We start from the raw sequence: 24,036 nt of genomic DNA, 5'->3' as shown, positions 1-24,036 counted from the left end.
TCATTCGGCTTTCGGCACGGCAACCGGATCGCCCTTGAGCATCCGCGCCGCTGTTGCCTGTTTCATGAATGCCCAGACCTCGGCATCGAAGCCGGGATCGGCCTGCGCGGGCCAGTTGGGCATGTCGTCGTACATCTTCATCGTGCCGGTCCACATCGCGGGCGTGGCGACATCGGTGAAGGGTTTCAGCAGCGCGAACCAGCGCTGGACAAAGCCTGCCGCCGCCTCGCTGCCTGGGTCCATCGGCAGCGCCGCCTTGATTTCGTCGCCGAGCGCCTTCCATTGCGCGGCATAGCCTTCCTGATCGAAATCCTCGCCCAGCGCGCCCATGCGGTCGGCCCATTCGGCCTGCTCCTGGGGGGTGAAATAGCGGTCGGTCACCGCTTTCCATTGGTCTTGTGACATGCTTGTACTGTCCTCTTGTTCGGTTCGGATCAGCGAGCAGAAGGTCTCTGCATCGATGGGCTCGCCGCGATCGATGCGTGACTTGACGGAGATGAGCAGCGCCTGCGCTTCGGATATCCGCCGCGCCTGCGCCTCGAGATGATCGAGCTGCGCCGTGATCAGGCCTTGCAAGTCGATCCGCCGGTTGGCGGTCAGCCGCTGGATCTGCGCCAGCGTCAGCCCCGCCTTCTTCAGCGACAGGATGAGGTTCAGCCGCTCGAGTGCCGCCGCATCATAATGCCGCCGCCCCGACGCGGTGCGCAACGGCTCGACCAGCCCCCGCGCCTCGTAGAAGCGCAGCGCGCGGGCGGTGAGACCGGTGAGCCGGGTGACGGCAGTAATGTCGAGCGAATCAGCCATAAGCGGCTTATGCCACTTGACGCTGCGTCAGCTTCAAGGGGTTTTTGTAGAGCACCTATTGCAACGGGGCCGCCTCCGATGTGACAACAGTGCGTATTTGCAGTTTAGAAAAAATATGCCTCCACATCGGCACAATATTTCATTCACAATTCGCCCATAATATTCGTGTCGTGAGAACGAGAAAACCTTTCAAGTCACCCCTAGGTAAACGTGGGCGACCTTACCAACGTCAGCGAAAAATGACGAGGAAGACAGGTGTTGTGGACCTGTTGATGACGGCGGCGGTGTTAGGCTTTGTTGCGGGTCTTGGTAGTATCTTTGCAAATGAGCAGGGGGTCACGCAACTAGCCGCCATTGTGCGACCTTTGTCCGTCAAGGCAGGAATGGCGCGCGCCAGGGAACCACAACCTGGCGATTTCTGGCTAGGGTGCAATGATGCCCGCCGCGTTGGCACAGCGCCAATATACCTTGGGGAACCAGGTTATCGCGAGGAGATGGACGGTGATTCAGATGGAATTGCTTGCGAGCCATACTACTGAGTGAACCTCTAAATCTTACGCCAGCCCTCTTTTTGCGGCGCCGATGCGCTTCATTTTCCGCATGACGCCGTCCACCCGATCCGCCATTGTCGCAAGCGATGCGTGCCCTGATCCTTCGCCGGTTGTTGACCGCAATACCGACGCTGTTGCTCGTGCTGCTCGCCTCGTTCGCGCTGATGCGCTTTGCGCCCGGCGGGCCGTTCGATGGCGAGCGGCCGTTGGCTCCGGAGACCCGGGCGGCACTGGAGGCGGCGTATGGCCTCAACCTGCCGATGGGCGAGCAGTTCGCGCTGTTTCTGCAGCGCACGCTCACCGGCGATTTTGGGCCGAGCCTCGTTTATCGCGATTTCACGGTCACCCAGTTGATCGCCGACAGCCTGCCGGTGTCGCTGACCTTGGGTGGGCTGGCGATAGTGCTGGCACTGGCACTTGGGCTCGCCGCAGGAACCATCGCCGCGCTGCGCCCGGGCGGCTGGGCGGACGAGGCGCTAATGCTGTGCGCCACTATCGTCACCGCCCTGCCGAGCTTTGTCACCGGTCCACTGCTCGCGCTGATCTTCGGGCTATGGTTGGGGATGCTGCCGGTGGGTGGTCTGGGCGATAGCCTCATCAGCGCACCACAATTCTGGGTGATGCCGGTGATCGCGCTGGCTCTTCCAGTGGCCGGCGCGATCGCCAAGCTGGCGCGCGCGGGGCTGGCGGCAGCGCTGGCGCAGGAGCATATCCGCACCGCGCGCGCGCGTGGTCTCAGCACCAGCGCGATCGTTCTTCGCCACGCGCTGCGGCCTGCGCTCGTTCCCGTGGTCAGCTATCTGGGCCCGGCGGCGGCGGGACTGCTCACCGGCGCGGTGGTGATCGAGACGGTGTTCGCGCTGCCCGGCCTTGGCCGCTATTTCGTACAGGGCGCGCTCAACCGCGACTATCCGCTGATCATGGCGGTGATCCTGCTCTATGCGGCGCTGATCATCGCGTTCAACCTGATCGCAGACCTGCTCTATGGGTGGCTCGACCCCCGGAGCCGGGCATGAGGTGCCGGGCATGAGGCGTTTCGTCCTCCCCGCCGCGATCGTCGCCCTGATCGTCCTCGCCGCGCTCATCCTGCCTGCACTGCTCCCGTGGAGCCATGACGCGATCGACTGGGATCATGTCCGCGCCCCCGCCGGGTCGCCGGGGCACTGGCTGGGCACCGATGAACTGGGCCGCGACCGGCTGGCGCGGCTGGCGGTGGCGAGCCGGATCACGCTGCTGGTGGCGCTGGCCGCCGCGCTGGTTTCGATGATCGTCGGCATCGCCTGGGGGATGGTCGCAGGCTGGGCCGGGGGCCGGGTGGACGAGGCGATGATGCGGATCGTCGATGCGCTCTATGCTTTGCCCTTCATGTTCATCGTCATCGTGCTGATGGTGGTGTTCGGTCGTTCGATCCTGCTGGTGTTCGTCGGCATCGGCCTCGTGGAATGGCTGACGATGGCGCGGATCGTGCGCGGGCAGGTGATGACGCTGCGCCAGCGTCCGTTCGTGCTGGCGGCTGAGGCGAGCGGCGCGCCCGCGCGTGTGATCCTCTGGCGGCATATCCTGCCCAATATCGCAGGCGTGGCGATCGCCTATCTCACGCTCACTTTGCCCGGTATCATCATGATCGAGAGCTTCCTGTCGTTTCTCGGCCTGGGCGTGCAGGAGCCGCTGACCTCGCTCGGCATCCTGGTCAAGGAGGGCGCGGACGACATGGATGTGGAGCCCATGGGGCTGCTGGTCCCCGGCGGGGTGATGGTGACGTTGCTGGTGTGCCTGACGCTGATCGGCGAGCGCCTTCGGGACCGGTTCGCATGAGCCTGTACCGGCTCGACGCGATGTCGGTGACGATCGGCGATCGCACGCTGGTACGCGATGTGTCGCTGGAGATCGAACCGGGCGAATGCGTCGCGCTGGCGGGCGCATCGGGATCGGGCAAGAGCCTGACCAGCCTGTCGCCCTTCGGCCTGTCCGCCGGATGCATCGGCGGATCGGCGATGCTGAATGGGCAGGAACTCGCCGGATTGGATGAAGCAGCGCTGCGGATGGTGCGCCGCGACACCGTCGGTTTCGTCTTCCAGCAGCCGTTGACCGCCCTGACCCCGCACCTGACCAGCGCGCAGCACCTGACCGAAAGCGCGATGCAGGCCGGTGGCCCGCGCCCTAATCGCGCCCACCTCGCCGATATGCTGGGTGCGGTCGGGCTGGCCGACCCGCTGGCCAAGCTGCAGCGCTATCCGCACCAGCTTTCGGGCGGCGAGCGGCAACGGCTGATGATCGCCTGCGCCATCGCCCACCGCCCCAAGCTGCTGATTGCCGACGAGCCGGTGTCGGCGCTGGATGCGCATCTGCGCGGCGAGATCATGGCCTTGCTGACCCGGCTGCGGCGCGAAACGGGAATGGGTGTGCTGCTGGTCAGCCATGACCTTGCCTCGCTGGAGCATCACGCCGACCGGGTGCTGGTGATGCAGGGCGGCACGGTGGTGGAGGCAGGCGCGGCGCAGGCCATCGCGCGCGCGCCGCAGCACGCCTACAGCCAGGAGCTGTGGGCAGCGACGCCTAGCCTGAAGGCCCCGCTGCCCGATGATCTGCCTGCACCAGGCGCACCGCTGGTCGAGGTGCATGGCCTCACCGTGCAATTTCCGGGCAGCGGCCTGTTCGCTCAGCCGATGACGGCGGTCGATGGCGTCGACCTGAGCGTGCGAGAAGGTGAAGCGGTCGCGCTGATCGGCGGATCGGGATCGGGCAAGTCGACCATCGGGCGTGCCATCGCCGGGTTGGGGCCGGTCAGCGCAGGCGCGGTGCTGTGGCGCGGCAAGCCGCTCCAGCAGCGCCGCAGCCGCGACCAGCGCCGCCTCATCCAGCCCGTGTTTCAGGACCCGCTTGCGAGCCTCGATCCGCGCTGGCGGGTGTCGGACATCATCGCCGAGCCGCTGGCGCATCTGCGCCCCGACCTGACCAGCTGGGGCCGGGCAGGTCTGGTCAAGAAGGCGCTTCAGTTGGTCGAACTGGACGGCGCGTTGGCCGACCGGCTGCCATCGGGCCTGTCCGGCGGCCAGGCGCAGCGCGTCGCCATCGCCCGTGCGCTGGTTTCAGAACCGCAAATGCTGGTGCTGGATGAAGCGACCAGTGCACTCGATCCGCTGGTCGGCGCGCAGATCGTGGCGTTGCTCAAGCGGCTGCAGCGCGAGCAGGGCATCGCGATGCTGGTGATCACGCATGATCTCGCGCTGGCGGCGCAATTCTGTCACCGCGCGCTGGTGCTCGATGCCGGGCGGATCGTCGAACAGGGCGCGATGGCCGATCTGATCGCGAGGCCCAGGGCCACGATGACTCAAAGGCTGGTGGCCGCAAGCTGACGCCTGCGACCACCTCCCCCCTTGCAAAGGATCAGCGGGTCAGAACTTGACCGTACCGGTGACGAACACCTGGCGCGGGTTGCCGTAGAAGGCAGTCGCAACGCCTTCGGTCCCCAGCGTCGGCACGAAGTTGCCCGCCGCATTGCGCGTCGGCGTGCCGTCGGGCGCGGTGGCCAGGAACTGGTAGCCCGAGGTGATATACTGCTTGTTGAGGATGTTCTTGGCGTTGATGCCGAAGCTGAACCGGTCCTCCTCATCGCGCCAGATCAAAGCAGCGTCCCAGAGCGCAAAGCCTTCCTGGTCGAGGAACGGGCTGGGCGTTTCGAACTGGAAGGTCTTGCTGCGATAGCTGAGCGTGGTCGATGCGGTGAACATGCCCGAGAAGGCCGGGAACGCGCCCGAGAAGGTGCCCGATGCGGTCCACTTCGGCGTGTTCTGGATGCGGCGCAGATTGGCGACGTCGATGTTGCGGGCATCGATGAAGCGCTTGTACTCGCCATCGATGTAACCCAGCGTCGCGTTGAAGCTCAGGAACGAGCCGGTTCCGGCGAATTCCTGCGCGAACACCGCATTGCCTTCGAACTCCAGGCCCTTGAACTCGGCCTTGCCGGCATTGGTGGTGACGCCGATGAAGGTATCGTTGACGCCGTCGCCGTTCGAGTCGAACCCGGCGGAGCCCGGCACCTGGACGTTGGTGTAATCGGCATAGAAGCCGGTGACCGCCAGGTTGATGGCATTGTCGGCAAAGCTGCCCTTCCAGCCCAGTTCATAGCTGTCGACTGTCTCGGGCTCGAAGCTCAGGAAATCGAAGATCTCCTGCTGGCTGCGCACGCCATCGCGGTTGAGGTCCGGCGCGGCGGTGGAAAGGCCGCGCGGATCGAAACCGCCGCCCTTGAAGCCCTGCGAATAGCTGGCGAAGAACAGATGGTCGCTGTTGGGCTTGAAGCTCAGCGATGCGCGCGGGTTGAAATCGGTGAAGCGCGCCTCGCCGTTGAAGTTGGAAGTGGTGGCCAGCACCACCGGGTTACCACCGAACTGTGCCGAGCGGCCCAGCTTGGTCTGGCGCAGGATGGTCGAATTGCGCTTGTCGACCGTGTAGCGACCCCCCAGCGACAGCGAGAGCTGATCGGTGAAATCATAGGTGAAGTCGCCGAACACCGACCAGGTATCGGTGCGCACATCGCCGGCGGTGAAGGCGTTGAGGTTGGCGAGCGTGGTGAACAGCAGCACGTCGAATGCTGTTGAGGCCTTGGCATCGAGATAATAGAAACCGACCAGACCCTTGAGGCGGCTGCCTTCATAGAGCAGCTGGACTTCCTGGCTGACCTGCTCGTTGCGATACAGCGCGGGCACATCGACATCGATCGCGGGCAAAGCATCGAAATCGATCGGGGTGAAGCTGTCGTCCTTGCGCCAGGCGCTGATCGAGCGCAGCGTCAGCGTGTCGGTCAGCTCGGCCGAGATGTTCATCGCCAGGCCAAAGGCCTCGATGTCCTGACGGGGCGCGTTCAGCCCGGCGCGGGTATCATAGACATCGCGCAGCACCGGGGTGCCGCTGCGAATGCCCGGGATGAGACGGTGGCCGTTGCGCGGATCGGACTTGTCGCGGGTGTAATCGCCCGAGATGCGGATCAGCACCGGCGCGCCATAGCCGCCGATTTCCAGCGTGCCGCGCCCGGCATAGACATCGCGGTTGTAGTTTTCGAGACCGCGGATGTTGAGATTGTCGCCAAAGCCGCCGCGCGACAGCCGGGCCAGCGTTCCGCCGACGCGAACGATATCGCCGATCGGCGCGGACACGGTGACGACGCCCTCGGCCTGGTCATACGTGCCATAGGTGCCGCGCACCTTGAGGCTGAAGTCCTGCGGAAGCATCTTGGTGACATATTTCACTGCGCCGCCGATCGTGTTGCGACCATAAAGCGTGCCCTGCGGCCCGCGCAGCACTTCGATCCGCTCGACCTCGTAGATATCGAGAACCGCAGCCTGCGGGCGGTTGAGATACACGTCGTCAAGATAGATGCCGACGCCCGCCTCGAAGCCGGGCACCGGATCCTGCTGGCCCACGCCGCGGATGAACGCGGTCAGCGTCGAGTTGGTGCCGCGCGAATTCTCGAGCGTGGTGTTGGGGGTGATCTGCGAGATGTCGGTGATGTCGAGCGCGCCCTGGTTTTCCAGCCGTTCGGCGGAAAACGCGCTGATCGCGATCGGCACGTCCTGCAGGTTTTCCGCGCGGCGGCGCGCGGTAACGACGATGACGCTACCATCGATGCTGGTGGTTTCTGCCTCTTCCTGGGCGTCCTGCGCCTGAGCGGCGGCGGGAAGCGCGGTCAGCGCGGCTGCTGCAACGCCCAGCGCCAGCGCGGCGCGCGCGGTGGCAAAGCGGGTAAACCGAAACGACGACATAGCAATCCTCCCATCATCCAAACCTGCCGCTCCACGATGCGCCGGTTCATCGATTGACCGGTCTTGCGCAGAACGTGACGATCCATTAGTGAAAGTTGAACCATCTTTCAACTCTTATCGCATAAGGGGAGACAGGCGGGGCAAAATCGGTCAGGTGTGTTGCATCGACGCATCATGTCCGGCAGCGGGAGTGGAGTATGGCGGCTAAGGCACCGGCAGCGGATGTGCAGGGTTTACCGGCGGGGGCCGCACCCACAGATCGTCCCGACAAGACGCCGCGCACCGCGCGTGGCCGCGCCACGCTGCGCAAGCTGCTCGATGCTGCGGCAATCGAATTCGGCGAGCGCGGGTTTCACGAGGCCTCGGTCAGCGGCATCACCCGCCGCGCAGGGACCGCACTCGGCAGTTTCTACACTTACTTCGATTCCAAGGACGAGATTTTCCGGGCGCTAGTGCAGGACATGTCGGCGCAGGTGGGGGTGCATGCCGCATCAGCGATGCAGGATGCGACCGGTGCGCTGGACCGGGAGCGAGCGGCGCTTCAGGGCTTTCTGGAGTTCGCGCGCGAGCACAAGGAAATTTACCGGATCATCGACGAGGCCGAATTCGTCGATTCAGACAGCTACCGCGCGCACTACCAGGTCACCGCCACCCGCATTCTGAGCCGCCTGAAGGCCGGTGCAGAGGATGGCGAAATCCGGCCCGATGTCAGCGAGCTCCACGCCTGGGCGGTCATGGGGATGAACGTGTTCCTGGGGCTGCGCTATGGCGTGTGGTCCGAGGACATGACCCCCGATGCCATTGCCCAGGCCGCCAACGACTTCATCACGCGCGGGCTGAAGCCCTGAGCCTCGTCAGTCGCTCGCCATCAGCAGCTGAGGCAGGTCGCCACTGGTGCCGCGAGCTTCGTCGACGATAAGGCGGCGGATCAGGCCGGTGCGTCCGACCAGCTGCATGCCAACGCGGCGCACCAGCGAAGGCGTGCCTCCGGGCAGGCCATAAAGCCGGTTCAGCACATCGGTCGCCGCTGCCATCATCATGTTGTCGAGCATTCGCCAGCTCTGATACCGCTGCAGCTGCGCGAGATCACCCGGATCGAGCCCCAGCCGCGCGCCTTCGCCCAGCACATCGGCCAGCGCCGCGACGTCGCGCAGACCCAGGTTCAGTCCCTGCCCGGCAATCGGGTGGATGATGTGCGCACTGTCGCCGATCAGCGAAATGCGGGGCGCCACCATGTCACTCGCCTGGCACAAGGTCAGCGGCCAGCTGCTGCGCGGTGCGATCGGGGTCATTTCGCCCAGAAAGCCGCCGCTGGCGCGGGTCAAGGCTGCCCCGAAAGCGCGATCGGACAGCGACGTCCAGGCATCGGCCTTGCCTTCCGGAACCGTCCAGACAATCGATGCCATCGGACGGCCATCGTCATCGTCGTTCAGCGGCAGTACGGCGAGCGGGCCGTCGGGATAGAAAATCTCGAACGCCGTGTTCTGATGCGACTTTTCGAGCGTCACCGCAGTCACGATGCCGCGCTGACGATAGGACCACTGGCTGAGCGTGATCCCTGCCAGATCACGCGTCGGCGATACACGCCCTTCGGCCCCGACCAGCAGCGATGCGGTGAATGTGCGACCATCGGCCAGCGTGACCGTCGCGCGGTGCGCGTCGACCGTGCGGTCCGTCACCGATGCTGCCATCACCAGGTCGATGTCACCGTCTGCGCTGGCCGTTTCGTAAAGCGCTGCCCGCAACAGGCTGTTGGGCAGCATCACCCCCATGCCGTCGACGCCAGCATCGAAATCAAGCGCGCCCTGGCGCAGGCCGTCGCTGACCGCGATCCGGTCGATCGGGCAGACATCGCGCCAAAGACGATCGCCCAGGCCCAGGTTCTGCAGCATCTGCCAGCTGGTGCTGGCTAGCGCCGAAGCCCTGCCATCGAAAGCGGTGTCGGCGAGCGTCTGAGGGGTGATCCGGTCGATCACGCGAACGCTGAGGCCATGCCGGACGGCGGCTAGGGCCAGCGAGAGGCCGACAGGCCCTGCGCCCATGATGAGAATGTCGCTGTGGTGGATTTGGGTCATGCCGCCAATGTAGGGCGTCGCACCCGGCCTGAACAGAGGCTTTGCCGCGCGGACTCGCGCCCAAGTCCTTGCTTGACGCGGAGTCCGTCCTCTGCGCAAAATGGCCCGGCATTTACCATATATCCGGAGTTGAACAGGTTATGGCCACCCGCGCCGCCAGCAGAAACGCGCCCGACTGGCGCGACCTGATGCGTCAAAGCCTGATGCGCAGTGGAAGCCTGATCCTTGCCTTGGTGCTGTTTGCCCTGACCGCTTATGCCGTGCTGGCGCTGGTCACCTATCACCAGACCGATCCTTCGTTCAATACCGCCGCTGGCGGAGCAGCCGAGAACTGGATGGGTTCCAGCGGCGCATGGATCGCCGATTTCATGCTGTTCGTCGCAGGCCCCGCCAGCGCATGGCTGCTGCCGATCACCGCGGTTCAGGCGCACCGCCTGTGGATCAACCGCCCGCTCGGCCACTGGCGCAGGGCTGCGGCGGCAACGCTGCTAAGCATCGTGCTGATGGCTGTCGCTGCAGCAGCGTTTTTCGGGGAATCGGCCCAGCATTTCCCGGCGGGCCCCGGCGGCCTAGTCGGCATGATGGGCGCGCGTGGGCTGGAAGCGCTGGCATCACTGCTGCCGCCAGCCGGTGCGGCATGGGCGCTGTATGGCAGCGCCGGAGTGCTGGGGCTGTTGGGAGCGGTGCTTGGCTGGAAGGCGCTGGGGCTGGAGCGCGGACTGCTGCGTCTGCCCGCGATCAAGGTGACCGTGCCCGACGCCCTGTTCCGTCGCCCGATCGGTCCGGTGATCGACGAGGACGATGCTGGCCTGATCGAGGACCTCGAAGAGGCACCCCGCCCGGCGCTGGCCGCGCCGCGCAAGGAGGCGGTGCCGGACAATCGTCCGCCGCCGGAAATCACCGAGCCCTCGCTGCGCCCGGCCAAGGCCCAGCTCGGCCCCAAGAGCAAGCAGGGCGACTTCTTCGGTCCCTACGACCTGCCATCGGTCGATCTGCTCGATCCGCCGCCCAGCAGCACTGGCCCCGCGCTCGACAAGATCGCACTGGAACGCAACGCGCGGCTGCTTGAGACCGTGCTGAGCGACTTCAACGTGAAAGGTGAGATCACCGCCGTGCGCCCCGGCCCTGTGGTGACGCGCTACGAGCTGCTGCCTGCGCCCGGGATCAAGGCCAATCGCGTCATCCAGCTGGCGGACGATATTGCCCGCAACATGTCGGCGCGTTCGGCGCGCGTCGCGGCGATCCCGTGCCGCAAGGAGCTGGGCATTGAGCTGCCCAACCAGCATCGCGACGCCGTGGTGCTGCACGAGATGATCGGCTCCAGCCACTTTGCCGAGAACACCGGGCAGTTGCCGGTGATCCTGGGTAAGAACATTTCGGGCGATCCTGTCATTGCCGATTTGGCGCCGATGCCGCACTTGCTGATCGCGGGCACGACCGGATCGGGCAAGTCGGTCGGTCTGAACGCTATGATCCTGTCGCTGCTCTACCGGATGACGCCCGAAACGCTGCGGATGATCATGATCGATCCCAAGATGCTCGAGCTGTCGATCTATGACGGCATCCCGCACCTGCTCTCGCCAGTGGTCACCGAACCGCAGAAGGCGATCCGCGCGCTGAAATGGGCGGTCGAGCAGATGGAAGAGCGCTATCGGATGATGAGCGAGCTCAAGGTGCGCAGCCTCGTCAACTTCAACGACAAGGTGCGTGTCGCCAAGGCCAAGGGCTTGCCGCTGGGCGAAGAGGTGCAGACCGGCTGGGATCCGGTGAGCGGTCAGCCGCAATACGAGAAGAAGCAGCTCGATTACGAGCCGATGCCCCAGATCGTGGTGATCGTCGACGAACTCGCCGACCTGATGATGACGGCGGGCAAGGAAGTCGAATTCCTCATCCAGCGGCTGGCGCAAAAGGCGCGCGCCGCGGGCATCCACCTGATCATGGCAACACAGCGCCCGTCGGTCGACGTCATCACCGGGGTGATCAAGGCCAACCTGCCCACCCGCATCAGCTTCCACGTCACCAGCAAGATCGATTCCCGCACCATCCTGGGCGAACAGGGTGCCGAGCAGCTGCTGGGCAAGGGCGACATGCTGTACATGTCGGGCGGCAAGCAGGTCGAGCGCGTTCACGGCCCATTCGTGTCCGACGAGGAAGTGCGCCGCGTGGCCGACCACTGGCGTTCGCAGGGTGCGCCCGATTACATCCAGGCGGTCACCGAGGAGCCGGAGGATGGCGGTTTTGCGCTGGATGGCGCCAGCCTAGACGACAGCCCCGAAGAGCAGATGTATCGCAATGCCTGCCAGATCGTGTTCGAAAGCCAGAAGGCATCGACCAGCTGGCTGCAGCGGCAGCTGCGGATCGGTTACAACAGCGCCGCCCGCCTGGTCGAACGGATGGAAGAGGATGGCTATATCAGCGCACCCAACCATGTCGGTCGGCGCGAGGTGTTCCGCGACAAGGACGGAAACCCGCTCTGATGTCCCACCGCCGGGGCAGGATCACTCCTGCCCGGCGATGCGGATCGGCTTGCCCAGCATCGTCTTGACGTACAGCCGCTGCACCATCACGTAGATCACCACGGTCAGTGGGGCTGACAGCAGCACGCCCAGGAAACCGAAGACCAAGCCCGCGGCCACGACCGCGAACAGCAGCACGGCAGGCGGCACGTCCACGGCCTGTTTCTGGATCATCGGCTGGAGGAAATTGCCCTGCAGCTGCTGAACGAGCAGGAACAGGCCCACGGTCCACAATGCGGTGGTCGGCGAGACCGTGAAGGCGAGCAGAACGGCAGGGATGCCGGCAATCACGGGCCCGACCATCGGAATGATGTCGAGCAGCCCTGCGATGATGCCCAGGCCGCCGGCGGCCGGTACATCGAGGACCCAGAGCCCGCCTCCAGTGAGAAGCGCGACGACGACCGACGACACCGCCTGGCCCATCATCCATCCGCGCAGACCGCGCGAAGCATCATCCAGCGCCGCTCCGACGGGCGGCTCGGCCTTGGCCGGCATCAGCAACAGCAGACCCCGCCGATAGACCTGCGGGTCACTGGCAATGAAGATGGCGCCGACAAAGACCAGAACGAAATTGGCGATGCCGTTCGTCGCGGTCATGGCGAAGCCACCTAGGCGCGAGGCCAGGCTGGAAAGGTCGCCACTGCCCTGACGCACGATCTGGCGCGCCTGATCGCCCAATCCGATATCGTTGAGCTGCGATTCCACGCGGTCGATCGCAGGCGGGATGCTTTGCTGGATCGTGTCGAACTCGCTGGCGATCTGCGAACCGAACAGCGTGAACGCACCCGAAAAGACCGCCAGCAGCAGAAACACCGAGATCGCCAGCGCCGGCCCCCGTTTCATTCCCGTCAGCCGGCAGACCCGCCGGGCCATGGACGAGAAGACGGCAGCGAGCACCAGCGCGGCAAACACGAGCAGCAGGAACTGGGTAAGTTCGACCAGCAGCCAAGCAATTCCGATGATCCCCAGGATCGTCAGGGTAATGGCCGCAACCTGCCCGGGAGGCGGCATCTTGTTCGCCAATTCCACCGGGATCATCGCTTCGCGACGAGGGTTGTCGTGCCCAGGCTCGGGCTGTGCAGAAGACGGATCAATCACAGGGCTTTGACTTTCACGACAGGAGTGGGCCGGGCCGGATCACGGACCGCTGCGACAGGGCGGAAATTCCGCAGACCATCATGGAAAGTGATGAACATGGATAGGCCCCCGCAACGGCCGCATCAGGCCGCATCGCTCTGCATTACGTTGCAAGGCTGAGCAGGTTCCACTCCAGCCGGCAGCGGGCCCGGTCAGATGGAAAAGCTCGAGCCACATCCACAACCGGAAGCGGCATTGGGATTGGTGACCTGAAAGGCAGCACCACCCAGCGATTCCACGAAATCGACCGCGCTGCCGCGGACCAGATCGAGGCTCATCTCGTCGACGACAAGCGAGACATCGTCCTGCACCGCGACCGTATCCCCCGCCTCAGGGGCGTCGGCAAGGCCGAAGCGATACTGGAAGCCGGAACAGCCGCCACCTTCCACCGAAAGGCGCAGAATGGCCGGCTTCCCCTGCTTGGCGGCAATGGCGGCCACGCGGCGGGCCGCGCTGGGGGTGAGGATGATGGCTTCGTTCGCTAGGGTGTCCATGGCTCTTACATAAGCCCTGGCTGGCCGTCCGGCAAGCAATCGCGCAGCAACACGCCCGGCCGCGCCTCAGCGCACAAAAAAAGGGCCGGTCCGAAGACCGACCCTCTTTTGCATTCCAGACCCGAAAGTCCGGAAAATGGCTTACATGCCCGAACCCGGACCGTACGTGATTTCCACGCGACGGTTCTGCAGTTCGCGAACGCCATCGGCGGTCTGAACGCGGTTCTTGGTTTCGCCGAATGCCTGGGTGCTGATGGCAGCAGCCGGGATGTTCCGCGAGACCAGGTAGGCCTTGACGGATTCGGCGCGACGCTGGGACAGACCGACGTTGTACGTGGCTGCACCCGAACGGTCGGCGTGACCTGCGAGCATGACCGGAACCGAACCACAGCTGCCATAGGCTGCCACGGCGTTGTCCAGAATGGTCGCTGCTTCCGGCGTGATGTTCGACTTGTCGAAGTCGAAGAACACGATGTACGGACCCTTCTCGCAAACCGGCGGAGGCGGCGGCGGAGGAGGCGGGGGAGGCGGCGGCGGCGGGGGCGGCGGCGGCGGGGGAGGCGGCGGCGGAGCCGCTTCTTCACCACCGAAGTTGTAGATGATGCTGCCCAGGATCGAGTGGCTGCGGAAGCGGCCATCGAAATCGCGACCACCGACGTCGATCAGGCTGACCGAGTCGCTGTTGAAGAAGCGATACTTCAGACCCACGTCCCAGCTGTCGCTGATCGGTGCGCGGATGCCGGCCAGAACCTGCCATGCAAAGCCGGTGTCCGAATCGTTGATGAACGCCGCGCGGCCCGGACGGGTCGCTGCGATGGTCATGTCGGTACGAGCAACGCCGACACCGCCGCCGACGAAGCCCTGAAGGCCATCATCGGGACCGAAATCGATCAAGCCGTTGAGCATGAACGACAGAGCGTTGGCCGAGCCAACTGCTGCCGAACGGCCAACGAGGGGACCAACGCCGGGTCCGCGCGACAGAGCGACCTGCGACTGGACGTCGGTGAGGTCGGCTTCGCGATAGCTGACTTCGGCTTCCATGCGGAACGGACCGAAGTCGTAACCGACGATCGCACCGAGGTCATAGCCGGTGTCCGAATCGACGATAGTGGCGTTGCTCAGAGCGCCGACATCGAATTCGATGTCCTCGACGATCATGGCGCCACCTTCGACGCCGACATACCACTGACCGTCACGGGCGAAGGCCGGCGTGGTCAGGGCGGTAGATGCCAATGCCAGTCCAATGACTAACTTGCGCATGTTTATTCCCCTTATAATTAGGATTTGGAACGACAACTCGGCAACGTTACTAACGCCATCAACCTGCACGCGCAAGCTTGGTTTTAGCCCGAGTGTTGCCGAAATGTCGCCATTTCAGGGGGTGCCAGACAAAAAATGACGCTGCCCGGGGCACGATCGGTTGCTTTGCGCCCAACGCGGGTAACACGCCGAATCATGTCCTATATTGTACGTGAGATCAATCATGTAACGGGCAGCAGGCCCATCTGCCGCAAGGCCGTCAGGACAGCGCCCAGCGTCGCGCGGGCCTCTGCATCGACCATTGCGCCGCCCGTCGGTTCGCTGATCGCGGAGCTGGCGACCCAGGCCGTCCCATCATGGCGACGCACGACATTGGCGGCACGATCGAACAGCCGCATCCCTGCCACCGGCGGCGCAAACCGCCAGCCGCCCTCGGTATACACGGCAATATTCGATGCCCGACCTGCCCATGCCGCAACCGGTGCACTCCCGACGATCCAGGCCTGCCCGGACAAGGGCGTGAGCCCGGAAGGGTCATTGGCCTGCGCCATGACCACGCCGGGCAGCAGTGCATCAATCAGCACCAGCGCCTCGTTGTGCGTGATCTCTTTCTGAGCCTGCGCGCTGAACAGCAAGGGCAGAGCAAAATTGGGGGTGTGCGACATGACAGGCTTCCTTGAGGCAACAGGACCAAAGAGATCATAGCGGCAGGAACAGCCGCAACGGTGGTGACAGGCCCAATCCGCCGCGCTGGGAGACGGCAGCCTCGATCACGGTTGGAGCCCCTTCGCGAAGGGTGGCCATTGTTACGGTATCAAGGGTGAGCGCGAGCTCTGCGACGTCATGGTCGGCCCGCACGACACCATCGACCAGCACCGTCACGCGATAGGCCTCGATGTCCTCGCCGATCGGTACGTCGAGCTCGTCGCGCCACGCAAAGCCGGCGCGGCTGCGGCGCGTCCAGCGGATGGTCACCTCCCCGCTTGCGCCCTGTTCGACACGGCCATGCACCGGCGACAGCGGGCGAACGGCGCGACCATGGCGCGGCAGGTCCGCAAGCACCGGCGCATCGTCACCCCTGCCTTGTGCAGCCGCGCGAAAGCCCGGGCCAGCACCGATGCGGTCCGGATCGACCAGCCCGAGCGCCTCGTTGACCATCACGAACACCTCGCCGGAGGCATGGCCCGCGATCTCGTCTTCGGTCCCGGCGCGTCCCCGCCACAGGCCCGAAAGCCTGAACTGCCAGTCGCCCAGCGCCTGGACACGCGCAAACTGGATCAGCTCTGCACCGACCATCGCCATGTTGGCCCCGCGCGACAGAGCGTCGTCATCGGCGTTGACCAGGGCAAACGGCGCATCGCGCACCAACTGGACGGTAAGGGTGTTGAGATCATCGCGCAGCAGGGGCGTGCCCGTCCCCAGAGGCGAAAGGACCATCCCCATGGTAGCTCCGATCCGCAGGAAATCGAGCGCTTCACCCAGCGACCCATCCGCTTCGACCGCATAGACATGCGCGCCGCGCCATCCCCCGGAAGCCCCGGCGACACCCAGCGCGATATGCGAATGCGCCATCGGCCGGTCGAGCGGCGAAGGCAGGTCGAAAAGGGCCAAACGGGTGGTACCGATCGGATCATCGGGCGCATTGATGCTGCGTCCCGGATCGCTGGATACAGGTACGACGGCCAGCCCGCGCCGCTGGCTGACAAGTTCGACATCGGTGCCCTCGGCAGACCAATGCCAGCGCCGCACGCGCCACGAACCGGCGACCCCCTCGATCTCCACCGCCCGTCCGGGCAGCATGGCAGGGTCGATCATCGCCAGACGCAGCTCGATCCGCTCCAGCCCATCCCGCGCCAGCCCGGCCAGCCGTTCCACCCGGTTCTGCGCCATTCCCGCTTCCATGACTGCCGGAACATCGACCTGTCGGGCGTGTCCGCTGGCGCTGGTGCCGCTGCGGCGGAGTCCGGCCTGATAGTCGCGCTCGGGTTCGTAATAGCGCAGCGCCAGCGCTTCCGGCACCGGTGCAAGCCGCTGGTGATGGAACAGTCCGCTCGCCTCCGCCGATGCCGGCAGCAACGCGCTGCGGGGGATCAGAACGGCCGCATCGTCCGGCAGCTCGCGCCATGCTGGTTGCACGTCACCGCCCGCGTCGCGCAGTGCCAGCGGGAAACCGGTCGAGATCGCCTCCAGCGCCTCGCGACGACTGGCTGCGGCCAGGCTCCATCCGGTGACGCCCAACCCTCCGGCAGGGGGGCTCTCCGACCCAGCAATCTCTGCGACCAGCGGGCCCAGTGCCACCTCGCCCTCGTCGGCCAGCACCTCGAAGGTCAGCGAAGGAATCCGGTTGCCGAACTCCTCCAGCGCCATGTCCTCGAACACCGCGTAAGCAAGGCCGCGATAGGCGGGGCACATGTCCATGCCCTCGGCGGCAGCGATCAGCGGATCGCACGGCTGATCGCCATGGCCGTGATGCAATCGAAAGCCCGTCTCGCTGGTAAACACGCCATCCTGACCGCGCAGCAGATTGCCTTCGGCCCAGATCCGGCCCACCCCGGCGATCGGACGCGACGATAGCGCCACGGCAAACGACACCGAGTAGCTGTACCGCGTGGTCCCCGGCCTGCCCTTGCCGCCGCCTTCGCGGATGCGCCTTTCCTTGAGATCGGTCGCCCAGATGACGGTGCCTGCGATCCTCACGCGCCCATGCACGCGGGCCACTGCGCTGCCGTATTGCGAGCTTTGCACGGCAAGGTCGGTCAGCCGGGGCCCCTCGCGATCCTTCGGCCGAAACAGCACTGTCTGGTCGATGGTACGTCCGATCAGGGCGCCCAGCGCGCCGCCCAGCGGTCCGCCGACCAGCGTCCCCACCGTGCTCAACACCAATGTAGCCATGATCAACCCTTTTGCTGAAGCCGCCAGCGCCGCCGGACCGGCCAGGGCGCAGGCGCAGGACTGGCAACGACCCGGCCGAGTGCGATGTGCGCGTGGACCATCCGGTCCCCGGCATCGATCATCACATGGAACTGCAGCGGCGCGACTTCGCACAGCAGGACATCGCCGGCTCTGGCGGGCACAGCGTCGCCGAGCGGTTCCAGCCCTGCCGCCCGTGCCCAACCGTCGAACCGCGGCAGCGATCCGCCACGCAACCGATAGTCAGCCGGCACATCGACTGACCGGCCGATGCCCTCCAGCGCGGCTGCGACCAGCCCGACACAATCCAGCCCGGTTTCGGGATCGCGACCATGCATCCGGAACGGCGCGCCCACCATCCCCAGCGCAGCGACAGCCAGGCGGTCACCATCGGTCATGTCAGAAGGTCGCAAAGCGGGTCAGCAGGTCGTTGCCGGGCAGATGCGGCTCGCCGCGGAAGTTGGCGGCGTTGCCGAAGCGTCCGGCGCAGGTGGTCAACGACTTGTCGCAACCCTGGATCAGCAGCGCCCGGTCCCCTGGCTGCGGGATAGCCGCCAGCCTGGCGTCGACCAGCAGGGCGACGTCATACTGCGCGATGACGGGCCCACCCAGACCCGCATTGGGGCCGCTGATCCAGCGCAGGCTGCCATGGACATGGGACCCAGCGTCGGCGGCATCGAGACCACCGAACAGCAGGCCGTCCTCGCCCGCTGAAGCGAGTTCGACAATCCGTTCGTGGCTGGCCCGGCTGAGGCCGCACCCCGGTCCGCAAAAGGTCGCGCGGCATGATGGCGAGGTGACGGGCGCATAGGGCTCATCCAGCCGCGCCTTGCGTCCGCGCAGCTCGGCGGAAAAGCTCTGACCGTGCATCGACACCGCACCCAGATGGCCATGCCAGAACCAGAGCACGGCCTCTTCTGGACGCACCCAGTCGGTCAGACCGATCCGCACCGCAGCATGGTCCCAACGCCCGGAATCGAGATCGTCGGCGCGGATCAGGCGGTGGCTCATCACCCCGCCGATATCCATGTCCAGCGGATCAAAGCCGTCGTCCATCTCGATGGCCGAAGGCAGCATGCCGGGGGCGGCGTGATAGACGACGTGCGCGCGTGTCAGGTCGCGATCGTGCGCGGCAAAGCCCAGCGCAATGCCATCGGTGCGCTCCACGTGCCACAGCATGGCAATCGTCTCGAGCGGGCGATCGAACCAGCGGGTTCTCATGTCGCCTCGCGGATCTCGATCAGCGGCACCGAGGCCGCTTCGCCCGCCGCGAACGTCGCCGCGCTGACCGTCAGCTCATCCGATGCGAAGCGGACCGGCACATCGAACAGAAAGCCGGCGCGGACTTCCACGCCCGCAGCGGGCGGATCGGCAAAGGCGATGATGCCGCCTGGCTGCAGGGTCCATCCGCTCGCGGGCGCTCCGCCAAGCGAGACGCTGACCGAACCAGCCACAGGGCGCGTGATGCGCCGCTGCTGACCATCGGGCGGATCACCATAATGCTTGATCAGCGCAAATTCGGAGCGCACGCCATCGCCCTCGCCCAGCAGCTGATCGGCAGGATGCGGTGCTGCTGCACCCTCGCCAGAGCTGCAATCCAGCGGGTCGCGCAGCCTGAAGCCCCGTGCTGCACCGCGCCGCGCGCGAAAGAAGGCGAGCAGTTCGGCACAATCGGCCTCGGACCGGATGCCGGGTCCGACATCGAAGCTGAGGCTGGCGTCGGCCCACAGGCTGTTGCGCGTCTCATGCCCGCTCACCGACTGGAAGACCTGGGTCGAAAAGCGGCTGGTGCTCTGCGCCTCGCGCCCGATCGGCAGCGGAAAGCTCACATCGTCAAACGCCTGCACGTTCGCGTCTCCTTCTGCTTCGAGATCGAAATAGACAAAGCCGTCGCGGGTGACCTGGGGCAGTGCCCAGACGAGTGTCTCTGCCACACCCCGATCCTTGGCGAGATCGGCTGCGCGCGCGATCGACGACCAGATGCCCGCCTGTTCGGGTAGCAACACAAAGCCGCTCATGTAGTGCTGCTGCGCCAGCGGATAGCCCAGCCGCTGCTGCATCAACGCCAGGCCCGTCTGCTGCGCGGCAAAGCGCCCCTCGATCACCCAGTCGTAATCCTCGAGCTGCAGCACATCGAACGCGGGCCAGGCCCAGCCGACAGGCACGTTGGCGCGCCGGGCATCGGGCGCTGCCGCATCGAGCACCGTCGGCAGGTAGACCAATACGAGCGATTCCACCGGCACCGGATCCAGCGCCGCACGCACCGCATCGACCAGCGCCAGCGTGGATGCCGCCAGCATCCCACCGGCTTGATCGAGCATCACCTGCTGCGCGGTGTTCATCGGCGCACGAATGGTCGGGATCGAAACGCTGGCGGTACCGAATGCAGCAGCGGCTGCCTCATCATAGAGGCAGATGCGGCCATCGGGCATGATCCACCACCATGGCTCGCCCACCTGAAAACGGACAGGCAGCCCTTCCTCTGCCATGATCGCGGCAAAGGCGATGCCGACCGCCTGCAGATAGGCCATCGCTTCGCCATGGGCGGGGCTGAGCAGGGTGGAAGGCGGCACCCAGCCGGTGAGCGCCGGATCGCCATTTTCGGCGCGCTGCTTCCAGCTTGCGGGGCAATGTGCGTCGAACAGCTCGTAGGACAGCGACATGATCGGGGTTAGACCGAAGAGCCTGGCCTCGCGCGCGAGGCTGCGATGCCACACGGCGCACGGCGGGTTGATCGCACCCCCCTCGGTTGTCACCAGCCATTGCTCACCGACGTGCGCCAGCGAGAAATAGTGGCTCATGCCGACATAATGGTTGATTGATCCGCGATAACCCAGCCCGATGATGTTGCGCACGATGCGTGCGGGCGTGAGGTTGAAGCTGTCGTCATAGGCCGTCGCCATTGCAAGGCCGTGCGGCGGTACCAGCACATCGCCGATCTCAAGCATGCTCCGTCCGCCCCCACAGGCGATACCTGTGATCTCCACCCAGCCGTCCAGCGGCTCGGCAAGCGGCCCGGAGGATCCATCATAGCTGGGAGGTACCAGCGAGATGAACATCCGGTCGATGTCACTGGGGTGCAGCGGGTCCGCCTCCCCCGGCAGCACAAAGCCGCCTGACAGCGCGGAGAACGGGAGCGTGATCACCGCATCCTCGGGCGTTCCGCTGGCATAGTTCCACAGCCGCACATACCAGCTCCTTGCCGCGCCGGTGGCATCGCGTCCCTCGATCGTCAGCGTGGGCCCATGCACCGCATCCAGCGGCTTGACCCCTGACGAGCGCCAGTGGAACGTCAGCGTGGTCCGGCTGTAATCCCGGTCGGTGGCATAGCCGAGCAGCGCATGATCGAACCGGTCCTCGCTTTCCCAGATCAGCCCGGCCAGCGCATTGCGATTGTAGAACTGCACATCGACGCGCAGCGCATCGGGCGCTGTCGTGACGACCGACGCCATCATCGGGCGCGGAAAGTTCACCGTCCAGAAGCGCGGATCGAATCGCTGGATATGGCTTGCCGCCTGGTCACGACGGGCATCGCACAGCCAATAGGGCATGGCCTCACCCCTCCATCAGCGCACGACGTACGGCGCGCGCGACCTGGCGGCTGGATGCCTGGAGCGCCGCCGGAGCCGCCTGCGCCGGAGCATGGATGCTGATCGCGATGCGCACATCGCGTCCGCCCCCCTGGCCGCGCGGCTCGATCCGGCCAAAGCCATGGGGCACGAACAGCTCGGGTCCGCGCTCGCCCACCAGATACGGCCGCCCGGCCGATACCGGGCCACCCGTTGCGCGGCCCGGCAGCCCGAGAAGACCCGATAGCAGGCCGACGACGGGGGGAGTTCCTCCGCTGCCCGTACCGCCCAAGCCGATCGCCGCCAGCCCCTTGTTGATGGCCGCTGCGGCGATCTCTTCGATCACGGCCAGCGCAATGCGCTTGAGGTCCTCGAAGCCCAGCGAGCCGCGCCGCAGCGCCGCCAGCAGCCCGCGCTCGAGCACCTGGCCCGCACGACCCAGCCCTTCGATCAATGTTCCGTCGATCTGACCGCGCATCACGCCGCAGTCGCGGGCAAACCCTTGCGTGTCGGCGCGCACGCTGACCAGCAGCTGCTCGATCTCTTCATCCATCAGGTGTCTCCGCAGGTGTCGGGAAACTGGGCACGCAGCGCGGAAATCGCTTGCGGTTCAGGCGGCTGGACGTCGGGATCGCCCGGCACGGTCAGCGCCGCCGCCAGCTCATCGGGGGTCGCCGCCCAGAACTCGTCGGGCCGCCAGCCCAGCACGCGCGCGGCGATCCCGGCCAGCGTGCGCGCCGCATCAGCGAAACGCTCAGCGCTCATCGGCCCTGCAGGATCTGCCGGAGCAGGGTCTTGAGCGCCGGCGTCACCGCGACCAACCCCACCTCGGCGAGCGCCTCGGCAAAGGCCTCGCGGTCCAACGGGCAGCTCTCTGCAACGCGGCAATGCCACATCAGGGCAGCCAGCTCCGCCAGCCCCATCCGCCCACCCGCCGCGCGTTCGACCAGATCGAACAGCGGTCCGATTTCCTGCTCGGCGGCTACCAGGGCGGCAAAGCCGGGGCGCAGGACGATGGCGTGATCGCCCAGCTGCAGCATCGCCTCGCCGCGCGCAGGGTTCGCGCTCGCAGTCCCGCTCACAGGCTGGTCACCGCGCCCGAGCTTTCGAGCGCGAGCGTGTAGTTGCGCTCGCCGTTGAAGTCGCCGGCATATTCGAGCCTCGCGACCAGAAAGCGCCCGCGCATCCGAGCCCCACTTTCGAAGCTCAGTTCGTAATCGTCGAGCGTGCCGTTCATGGCATGCACGCGGACCGCGTTTTCCGCGTCGGATCCCAGAAACAGCCCGGCGGCCGATACCGAGACCGAACGCACGCCTGCGCCCGACAGCAGCTCGCGCCAGCCGCCGCTGCCCTTGTGGGTGATAACCACCGGCTCGCCGTTGATCGCCAGCTGCGTGGTGCGCAATCCGGCGACGGTGCGATAGACAGGCGGGCTGGCGCCATCGCCGATCTTGAGCAGGAAGGCGCTGCCTTTTTCTGCGGTCATTCGATTATCCTTTCATCACAGGCTGAGGAGACGCGCCCGGTAGTCGAGCGTGACAAGCCACAGGTCGCCGATCCGCACGGTGCGGCTGCGCAAGGGTACAAGGCTGACCAGCCGGAAACCGGTGCCGGTGCGCGGCATGGTCAGCAGCCGCGCCTCCAGCGCCGAGGCGATCGCGGAGACCGGCGCAGCGTCATCCGATCCATCGCGGACCGTGAAGGCGAGACGCGCCTCGCGCCCCGCGCGGTCCTTGGTGCCCCAATCGGTCGCCAGCACGTCGTCGAGCAAAACATAGGGCGCCGCGATCCGCGCCGGGCTGCGGTGGAACACGCCGTTCACCTGCACCATCAGCGCCGCATCGCCGGCCAACCAGTCGATGGCGGCGCGTGCGAAATCCTGTTCCAGGCTCATCGCAGCAACCTCCCCAGCCAGCGCAGCGCGGCATCGCCGATCCAGCGGCGCAGCAATCCGCGCCCCCAAAGACGCACGCGCCCGCTCTCTGCCAGGATGCACACATCAGGCAGCATCACGCCGATCTCGTCACACAGCCGCTCCGCCACGCGTTCCGCCCGACGCTCGCCGATGCGCGTGGCCTGCCGCAGCAGCACCGAGCCGAAGCGACGCGTCACAGCCGCACCACGCGCCAGGGGCGCCATAATGCACTGACCATTGCGGGCGGCGTGGCATCGCCGGCGTCGCGCGCCAGATGCACATGCGCAGCCAGCCGGACGATGCCCTGCCGCAACGGCTCGGGCAGATCGCCCCAGTGCGCCGCCAGTCCGGCGACATACAGCACCTCGATACGGCTGGCCGAACCACGGCGCAGCACGCGCACCCGCCCGCCTCCGCCTGCATCGATGTCGATCGCAAAGGCGTCGCTCGCCAGCGCGAACCGTTCGCCATCGGCGGACAGGCCGCTGACCGAGTTGATGGCGATCACCGGCCGCGCGCTCAGGCGCTGCCAGTCGCGCGCCACCGCCAGCGTCTCGCGGTGCGGACGGACCAGCAGCGCCTGGCCGATGAACTGTTCGCACATGCCGGCAGCACTGCGCAGATGTCCGGTCAACACGGCATCGTCCTCGTCGCGGGTGACCCGCAGGAACGCCTTGACCTCTGCCAGGGCGAGCGGCGCGATCGCTGGAGGTTCGCTGGTGACATGGCTCATCAGCGTTGCTCCACCCTCAGGGCGATCGAGCGCTCGTCGATCTCGCCATTGGTCAGGGTGACGCGGTTGGTCAGCGCATAGCTGGCCCCGGCACGCCCGCCGGTCAGCGTCACGAGCGCGCTCAGGCCATCATGGCCCGATGCCGCAACCGCCACGCCGCCTTCTTCCTGCGGCGATACCTGCCACTGGCTGCTGGCGATCAGGTTCGCGCCCAGATAGGCTGCGCCCCAATCGACGCGATAATCGATCCGGCTGTCGGGATCCTTGATGAACAGGCTCATTGGCTGCTCCTTGGTTTCTGCGGGATATT

25 protein-coding genes are annotated in these 24,036 nt (G+C 66.0%); 6 read left to right on the top strand and 19 right to left on the bottom strand.

Annotated elements, in window-relative coordinates; translation table 11 throughout:
• The gene (locus LI72_RS09410) at positions 1-804 is read right to left on the bottom strand and encodes a MerR family transcriptional regulator (protein ID WP_033925640.1); all 804 of its coding nucleotides are present in this window, start codon (positions 802-804) and stop codon (positions 1-3) included.
• Between the two features lie 239 nt (positions 805-1,043).
• Here LI72_RS09410 and LI72_RS20675 point away from each other — a divergent pair, with 239 nt between their 5' ends.
• From LI72_RS20675 to nikE, 4 genes are all read left to right on the top strand, one after another.
• Positions 1,044-1,343 (top strand): excalibur calcium-binding domain-containing protein, encoded by a 300-nt coding sequence (locus LI72_RS20675; protein WP_081984812.1) that lies wholly within the window; start codon positions 1,044-1,046, stop codon positions 1,341-1,343.
• Positions 1,344-1,441: 98 nt separating this feature from the next.
• Positions 1,442-2,371: an ABC transporter permease gene (locus LI72_RS09405; RefSeq protein ID WP_033925639.1), complete on the top strand. Its 930-nt coding sequence runs from the start codon at positions 1,442-1,444 to the stop codon at positions 2,369-2,371.
• A 10-nt stretch (positions 2,372-2,381) separates the two neighbouring features.
• Positions 2,382-3,170, top strand: coding sequence for an ABC transporter permease (locus tag LI72_RS09400; RefSeq protein WP_033926237.1), 789 nt, complete (start codon positions 2,382-2,384; stop codon positions 3,168-3,170).
• Positions 3,167-4,711: a nickel ABC transporter ATP-binding protein NikE gene (gene nikE / locus LI72_RS09395; protein WP_033925638.1), complete on the top strand. Its 1,545-nt coding sequence runs from the start codon at positions 3,167-3,169 to the stop codon at positions 4,709-4,711. The genes LI72_RS09400 and nikE overlap by 4 nt, the downstream gene beginning before the upstream one ends.
• Positions 4,712-4,750: 39 nt before the next feature.
• Here the strand turns inward: nikE and LI72_RS09390 are convergent, their stop codons facing one another.
• A complete protein-coding gene (locus LI72_RS09390; protein WP_052129694.1) occupies positions 4,751-7,117 on the bottom strand; it encodes a TonB-dependent receptor in 2,367 nt (788 codons plus the stop codon).
• 197 nt (positions 7,118-7,314) lie between these two features.
• Here LI72_RS09390 and LI72_RS09385 point away from each other — a divergent pair, with 197 nt between their 5' ends.
• Positions 7,315-7,965, top strand: coding sequence for a TetR/AcrR family transcriptional regulator (locus tag LI72_RS09385; RefSeq protein ID WP_231562419.1), 651 nt, complete (start codon positions 7,315-7,317; stop codon positions 7,963-7,965).
• 6 nt (positions 7,966-7,971) lie between these two features.
• On the opposite strand, the gene LI72_RS09380 is transcribed toward LI72_RS09385, so the two are convergent.
• Complete coding sequence (locus LI72_RS09380) at positions 7,972-9,192, bottom strand: UbiH/UbiF/VisC/COQ6 family ubiquinone biosynthesis hydroxylase (protein ID WP_033925637.1); 1,221 nt, start codon at positions 9,190-9,192, stop codon at positions 7,972-7,974.
• Positions 9,193-9,332: 140 nt separating this feature from the next.
• On the opposite strand from LI72_RS09380, the gene LI72_RS09375 reads away from it, so the two are divergent.
• Positions 9,333-11,669 (top strand): DNA translocase FtsK, encoded by a 2,337-nt coding sequence (locus LI72_RS09375; protein WP_033925636.1) that lies wholly within the window; start codon positions 9,333-9,335, stop codon positions 11,667-11,669.
• A 21-nt stretch (positions 11,670-11,690) separates the two neighbouring features.
• On the opposite strand, the gene LI72_RS09370 is transcribed toward LI72_RS09375, so the two are convergent.
• From LI72_RS09370 to LI72_RS09295, 16 genes are all read right to left on the bottom strand, one after another.
• Positions 11,691-12,719 (bottom strand): AI-2E family transporter, encoded by a 1,029-nt coding sequence (locus tag LI72_RS09370; protein WP_033926234.1) that lies wholly within the window; start codon positions 12,717-12,719, stop codon positions 11,691-11,693.
• Positions 12,720-12,997: 278 nt separating this feature from the next.
• A complete protein-coding gene (gene erpA / locus LI72_RS09365) occupies positions 12,998-13,339 on the bottom strand; it encodes an iron-sulfur cluster insertion protein ErpA (RefSeq protein WP_033925635.1) in 342 nt (113 codons plus the stop codon).
• Between the two features lie 141 nt (positions 13,340-13,480).
• Complete coding sequence (locus LI72_RS09360) at positions 13,481-14,599, bottom strand: OmpA family protein (RefSeq protein ID WP_033925634.1); 1,119 nt, start codon at positions 14,597-14,599, stop codon at positions 13,481-13,483.
• A 221-nt stretch (positions 14,600-14,820) separates the two neighbouring features.
• Entirely contained in the window at positions 14,821-15,264 is a 444-nt protein-coding gene (locus LI72_RS09355; RefSeq protein WP_033925633.1) for a DUF2793 domain-containing protein, read from the bottom strand.
• Positions 15,265-15,298: 34 nt separating this feature from the next.
• Positions 15,299-17,491, bottom strand: coding sequence for a phage tail protein (locus tag LI72_RS09350; RefSeq protein WP_033925632.1), 2,193 nt, complete (start codon positions 17,489-17,491; stop codon positions 15,299-15,301).
• A gap of 2 nt (positions 17,492-17,493) precedes the next feature.
• Entirely contained in the window at positions 17,494-17,907 is a 414-nt protein-coding gene (locus tag LI72_RS09345) for a C40 family peptidase (RefSeq protein WP_033925631.1), read from the bottom strand.
• Position 17,908: 1 nt separating this feature from the next.
• A complete protein-coding gene (locus tag LI72_RS09340; protein WP_033925630.1) occupies positions 17,909-18,730 on the bottom strand; it encodes a DUF2163 domain-containing protein in 822 nt (273 codons plus the stop codon).
• Positions 18,727-21,060, bottom strand: coding sequence for a DUF2460 domain-containing protein (locus tag LI72_RS09335; protein WP_033925629.1), 2,334 nt, complete (start codon positions 21,058-21,060; stop codon positions 18,727-18,729). The genes LI72_RS09340 and LI72_RS09335 overlap by 4 nt, the downstream gene beginning before the upstream one ends.
• A 4-nt stretch (positions 21,061-21,064) precedes the next feature.
• Positions 21,065-21,631, bottom strand: coding sequence for a hypothetical protein (locus tag LI72_RS09330; RefSeq protein WP_033925628.1), 567 nt, complete (start codon positions 21,629-21,631; stop codon positions 21,065-21,067).
• Positions 21,631-21,843 (bottom strand): phage tail assembly chaperone, encoded by a 213-nt coding sequence (locus LI72_RS09325; protein ID WP_033925627.1) that lies wholly within the window; start codon positions 21,841-21,843, stop codon positions 21,631-21,633. Before LI72_RS09325 ends, LI72_RS09330 begins: the two co-directional genes overlap by 1 nt.
• Positions 21,840-22,160: a gene transfer agent family protein gene (locus tag LI72_RS09320; RefSeq protein ID WP_033925626.1), complete on the bottom strand. Its 321-nt coding sequence runs from the start codon at positions 22,158-22,160 to the stop codon at positions 21,840-21,842. The genes LI72_RS09325 and LI72_RS09320 overlap by 4 nt, the downstream gene beginning before the upstream one ends.
• Positions 22,157-22,564, bottom strand: a complete 408-nt coding sequence (locus tag LI72_RS09315; RefSeq protein WP_033925625.1) for a phage tail tube protein — start codon at positions 22,562-22,564, stop codon at positions 22,157-22,159. Before LI72_RS09315 ends, LI72_RS09320 begins: the two co-directional genes overlap by 4 nt.
• A 15-nt stretch (positions 22,565-22,579) precedes the next feature.
• Complete coding sequence (gene gp17 / locus LI72_RS09310) at positions 22,580-22,972, bottom strand: tail completion protein gp17 (protein WP_033925624.1); 393 nt, start codon at positions 22,970-22,972, stop codon at positions 22,580-22,582.
• The gene (locus LI72_RS09305) at positions 22,969-23,190 is read right to left on the bottom strand and encodes a hypothetical protein (RefSeq protein ID WP_156139563.1); all 222 of its coding nucleotides are present in this window, start codon (positions 23,188-23,190) and stop codon (positions 22,969-22,971) included. The genes gp17 and LI72_RS09305 overlap by 4 nt, the downstream gene beginning before the upstream one ends.
• Complete coding sequence (locus LI72_RS09300) at positions 23,187-23,726, bottom strand: head-tail connector protein (RefSeq protein ID WP_052129691.1); 540 nt, start codon at positions 23,724-23,726, stop codon at positions 23,187-23,189. Before LI72_RS09300 ends, LI72_RS09305 begins: the two co-directional genes overlap by 4 nt.
• On the bottom strand, positions 23,726-24,007 hold the full coding sequence (locus LI72_RS09295) for a phage fiber-tail adaptor protein (protein WP_033925623.1): 282 nt from the start codon (positions 24,005-24,007) through the stop codon (positions 23,726-23,728). The genes LI72_RS09300 and LI72_RS09295 overlap by 1 nt, the downstream gene beginning before the upstream one ends.
• Between the last annotated feature and the right edge of the window lie 29 nt (positions 24,008-24,036).

Origin of the sequence: Sphingomonas sp. 35-24ZXX, from assembly GCF_000786215.1 — a bacterium.
Lineage (GTDB): Bacteria > Pseudomonadota > Alphaproteobacteria > Sphingomonadales > Sphingomonadaceae > Blastomonas.
This window is presented reverse-complemented; position numbering and strand designations above follow the sequence as displayed.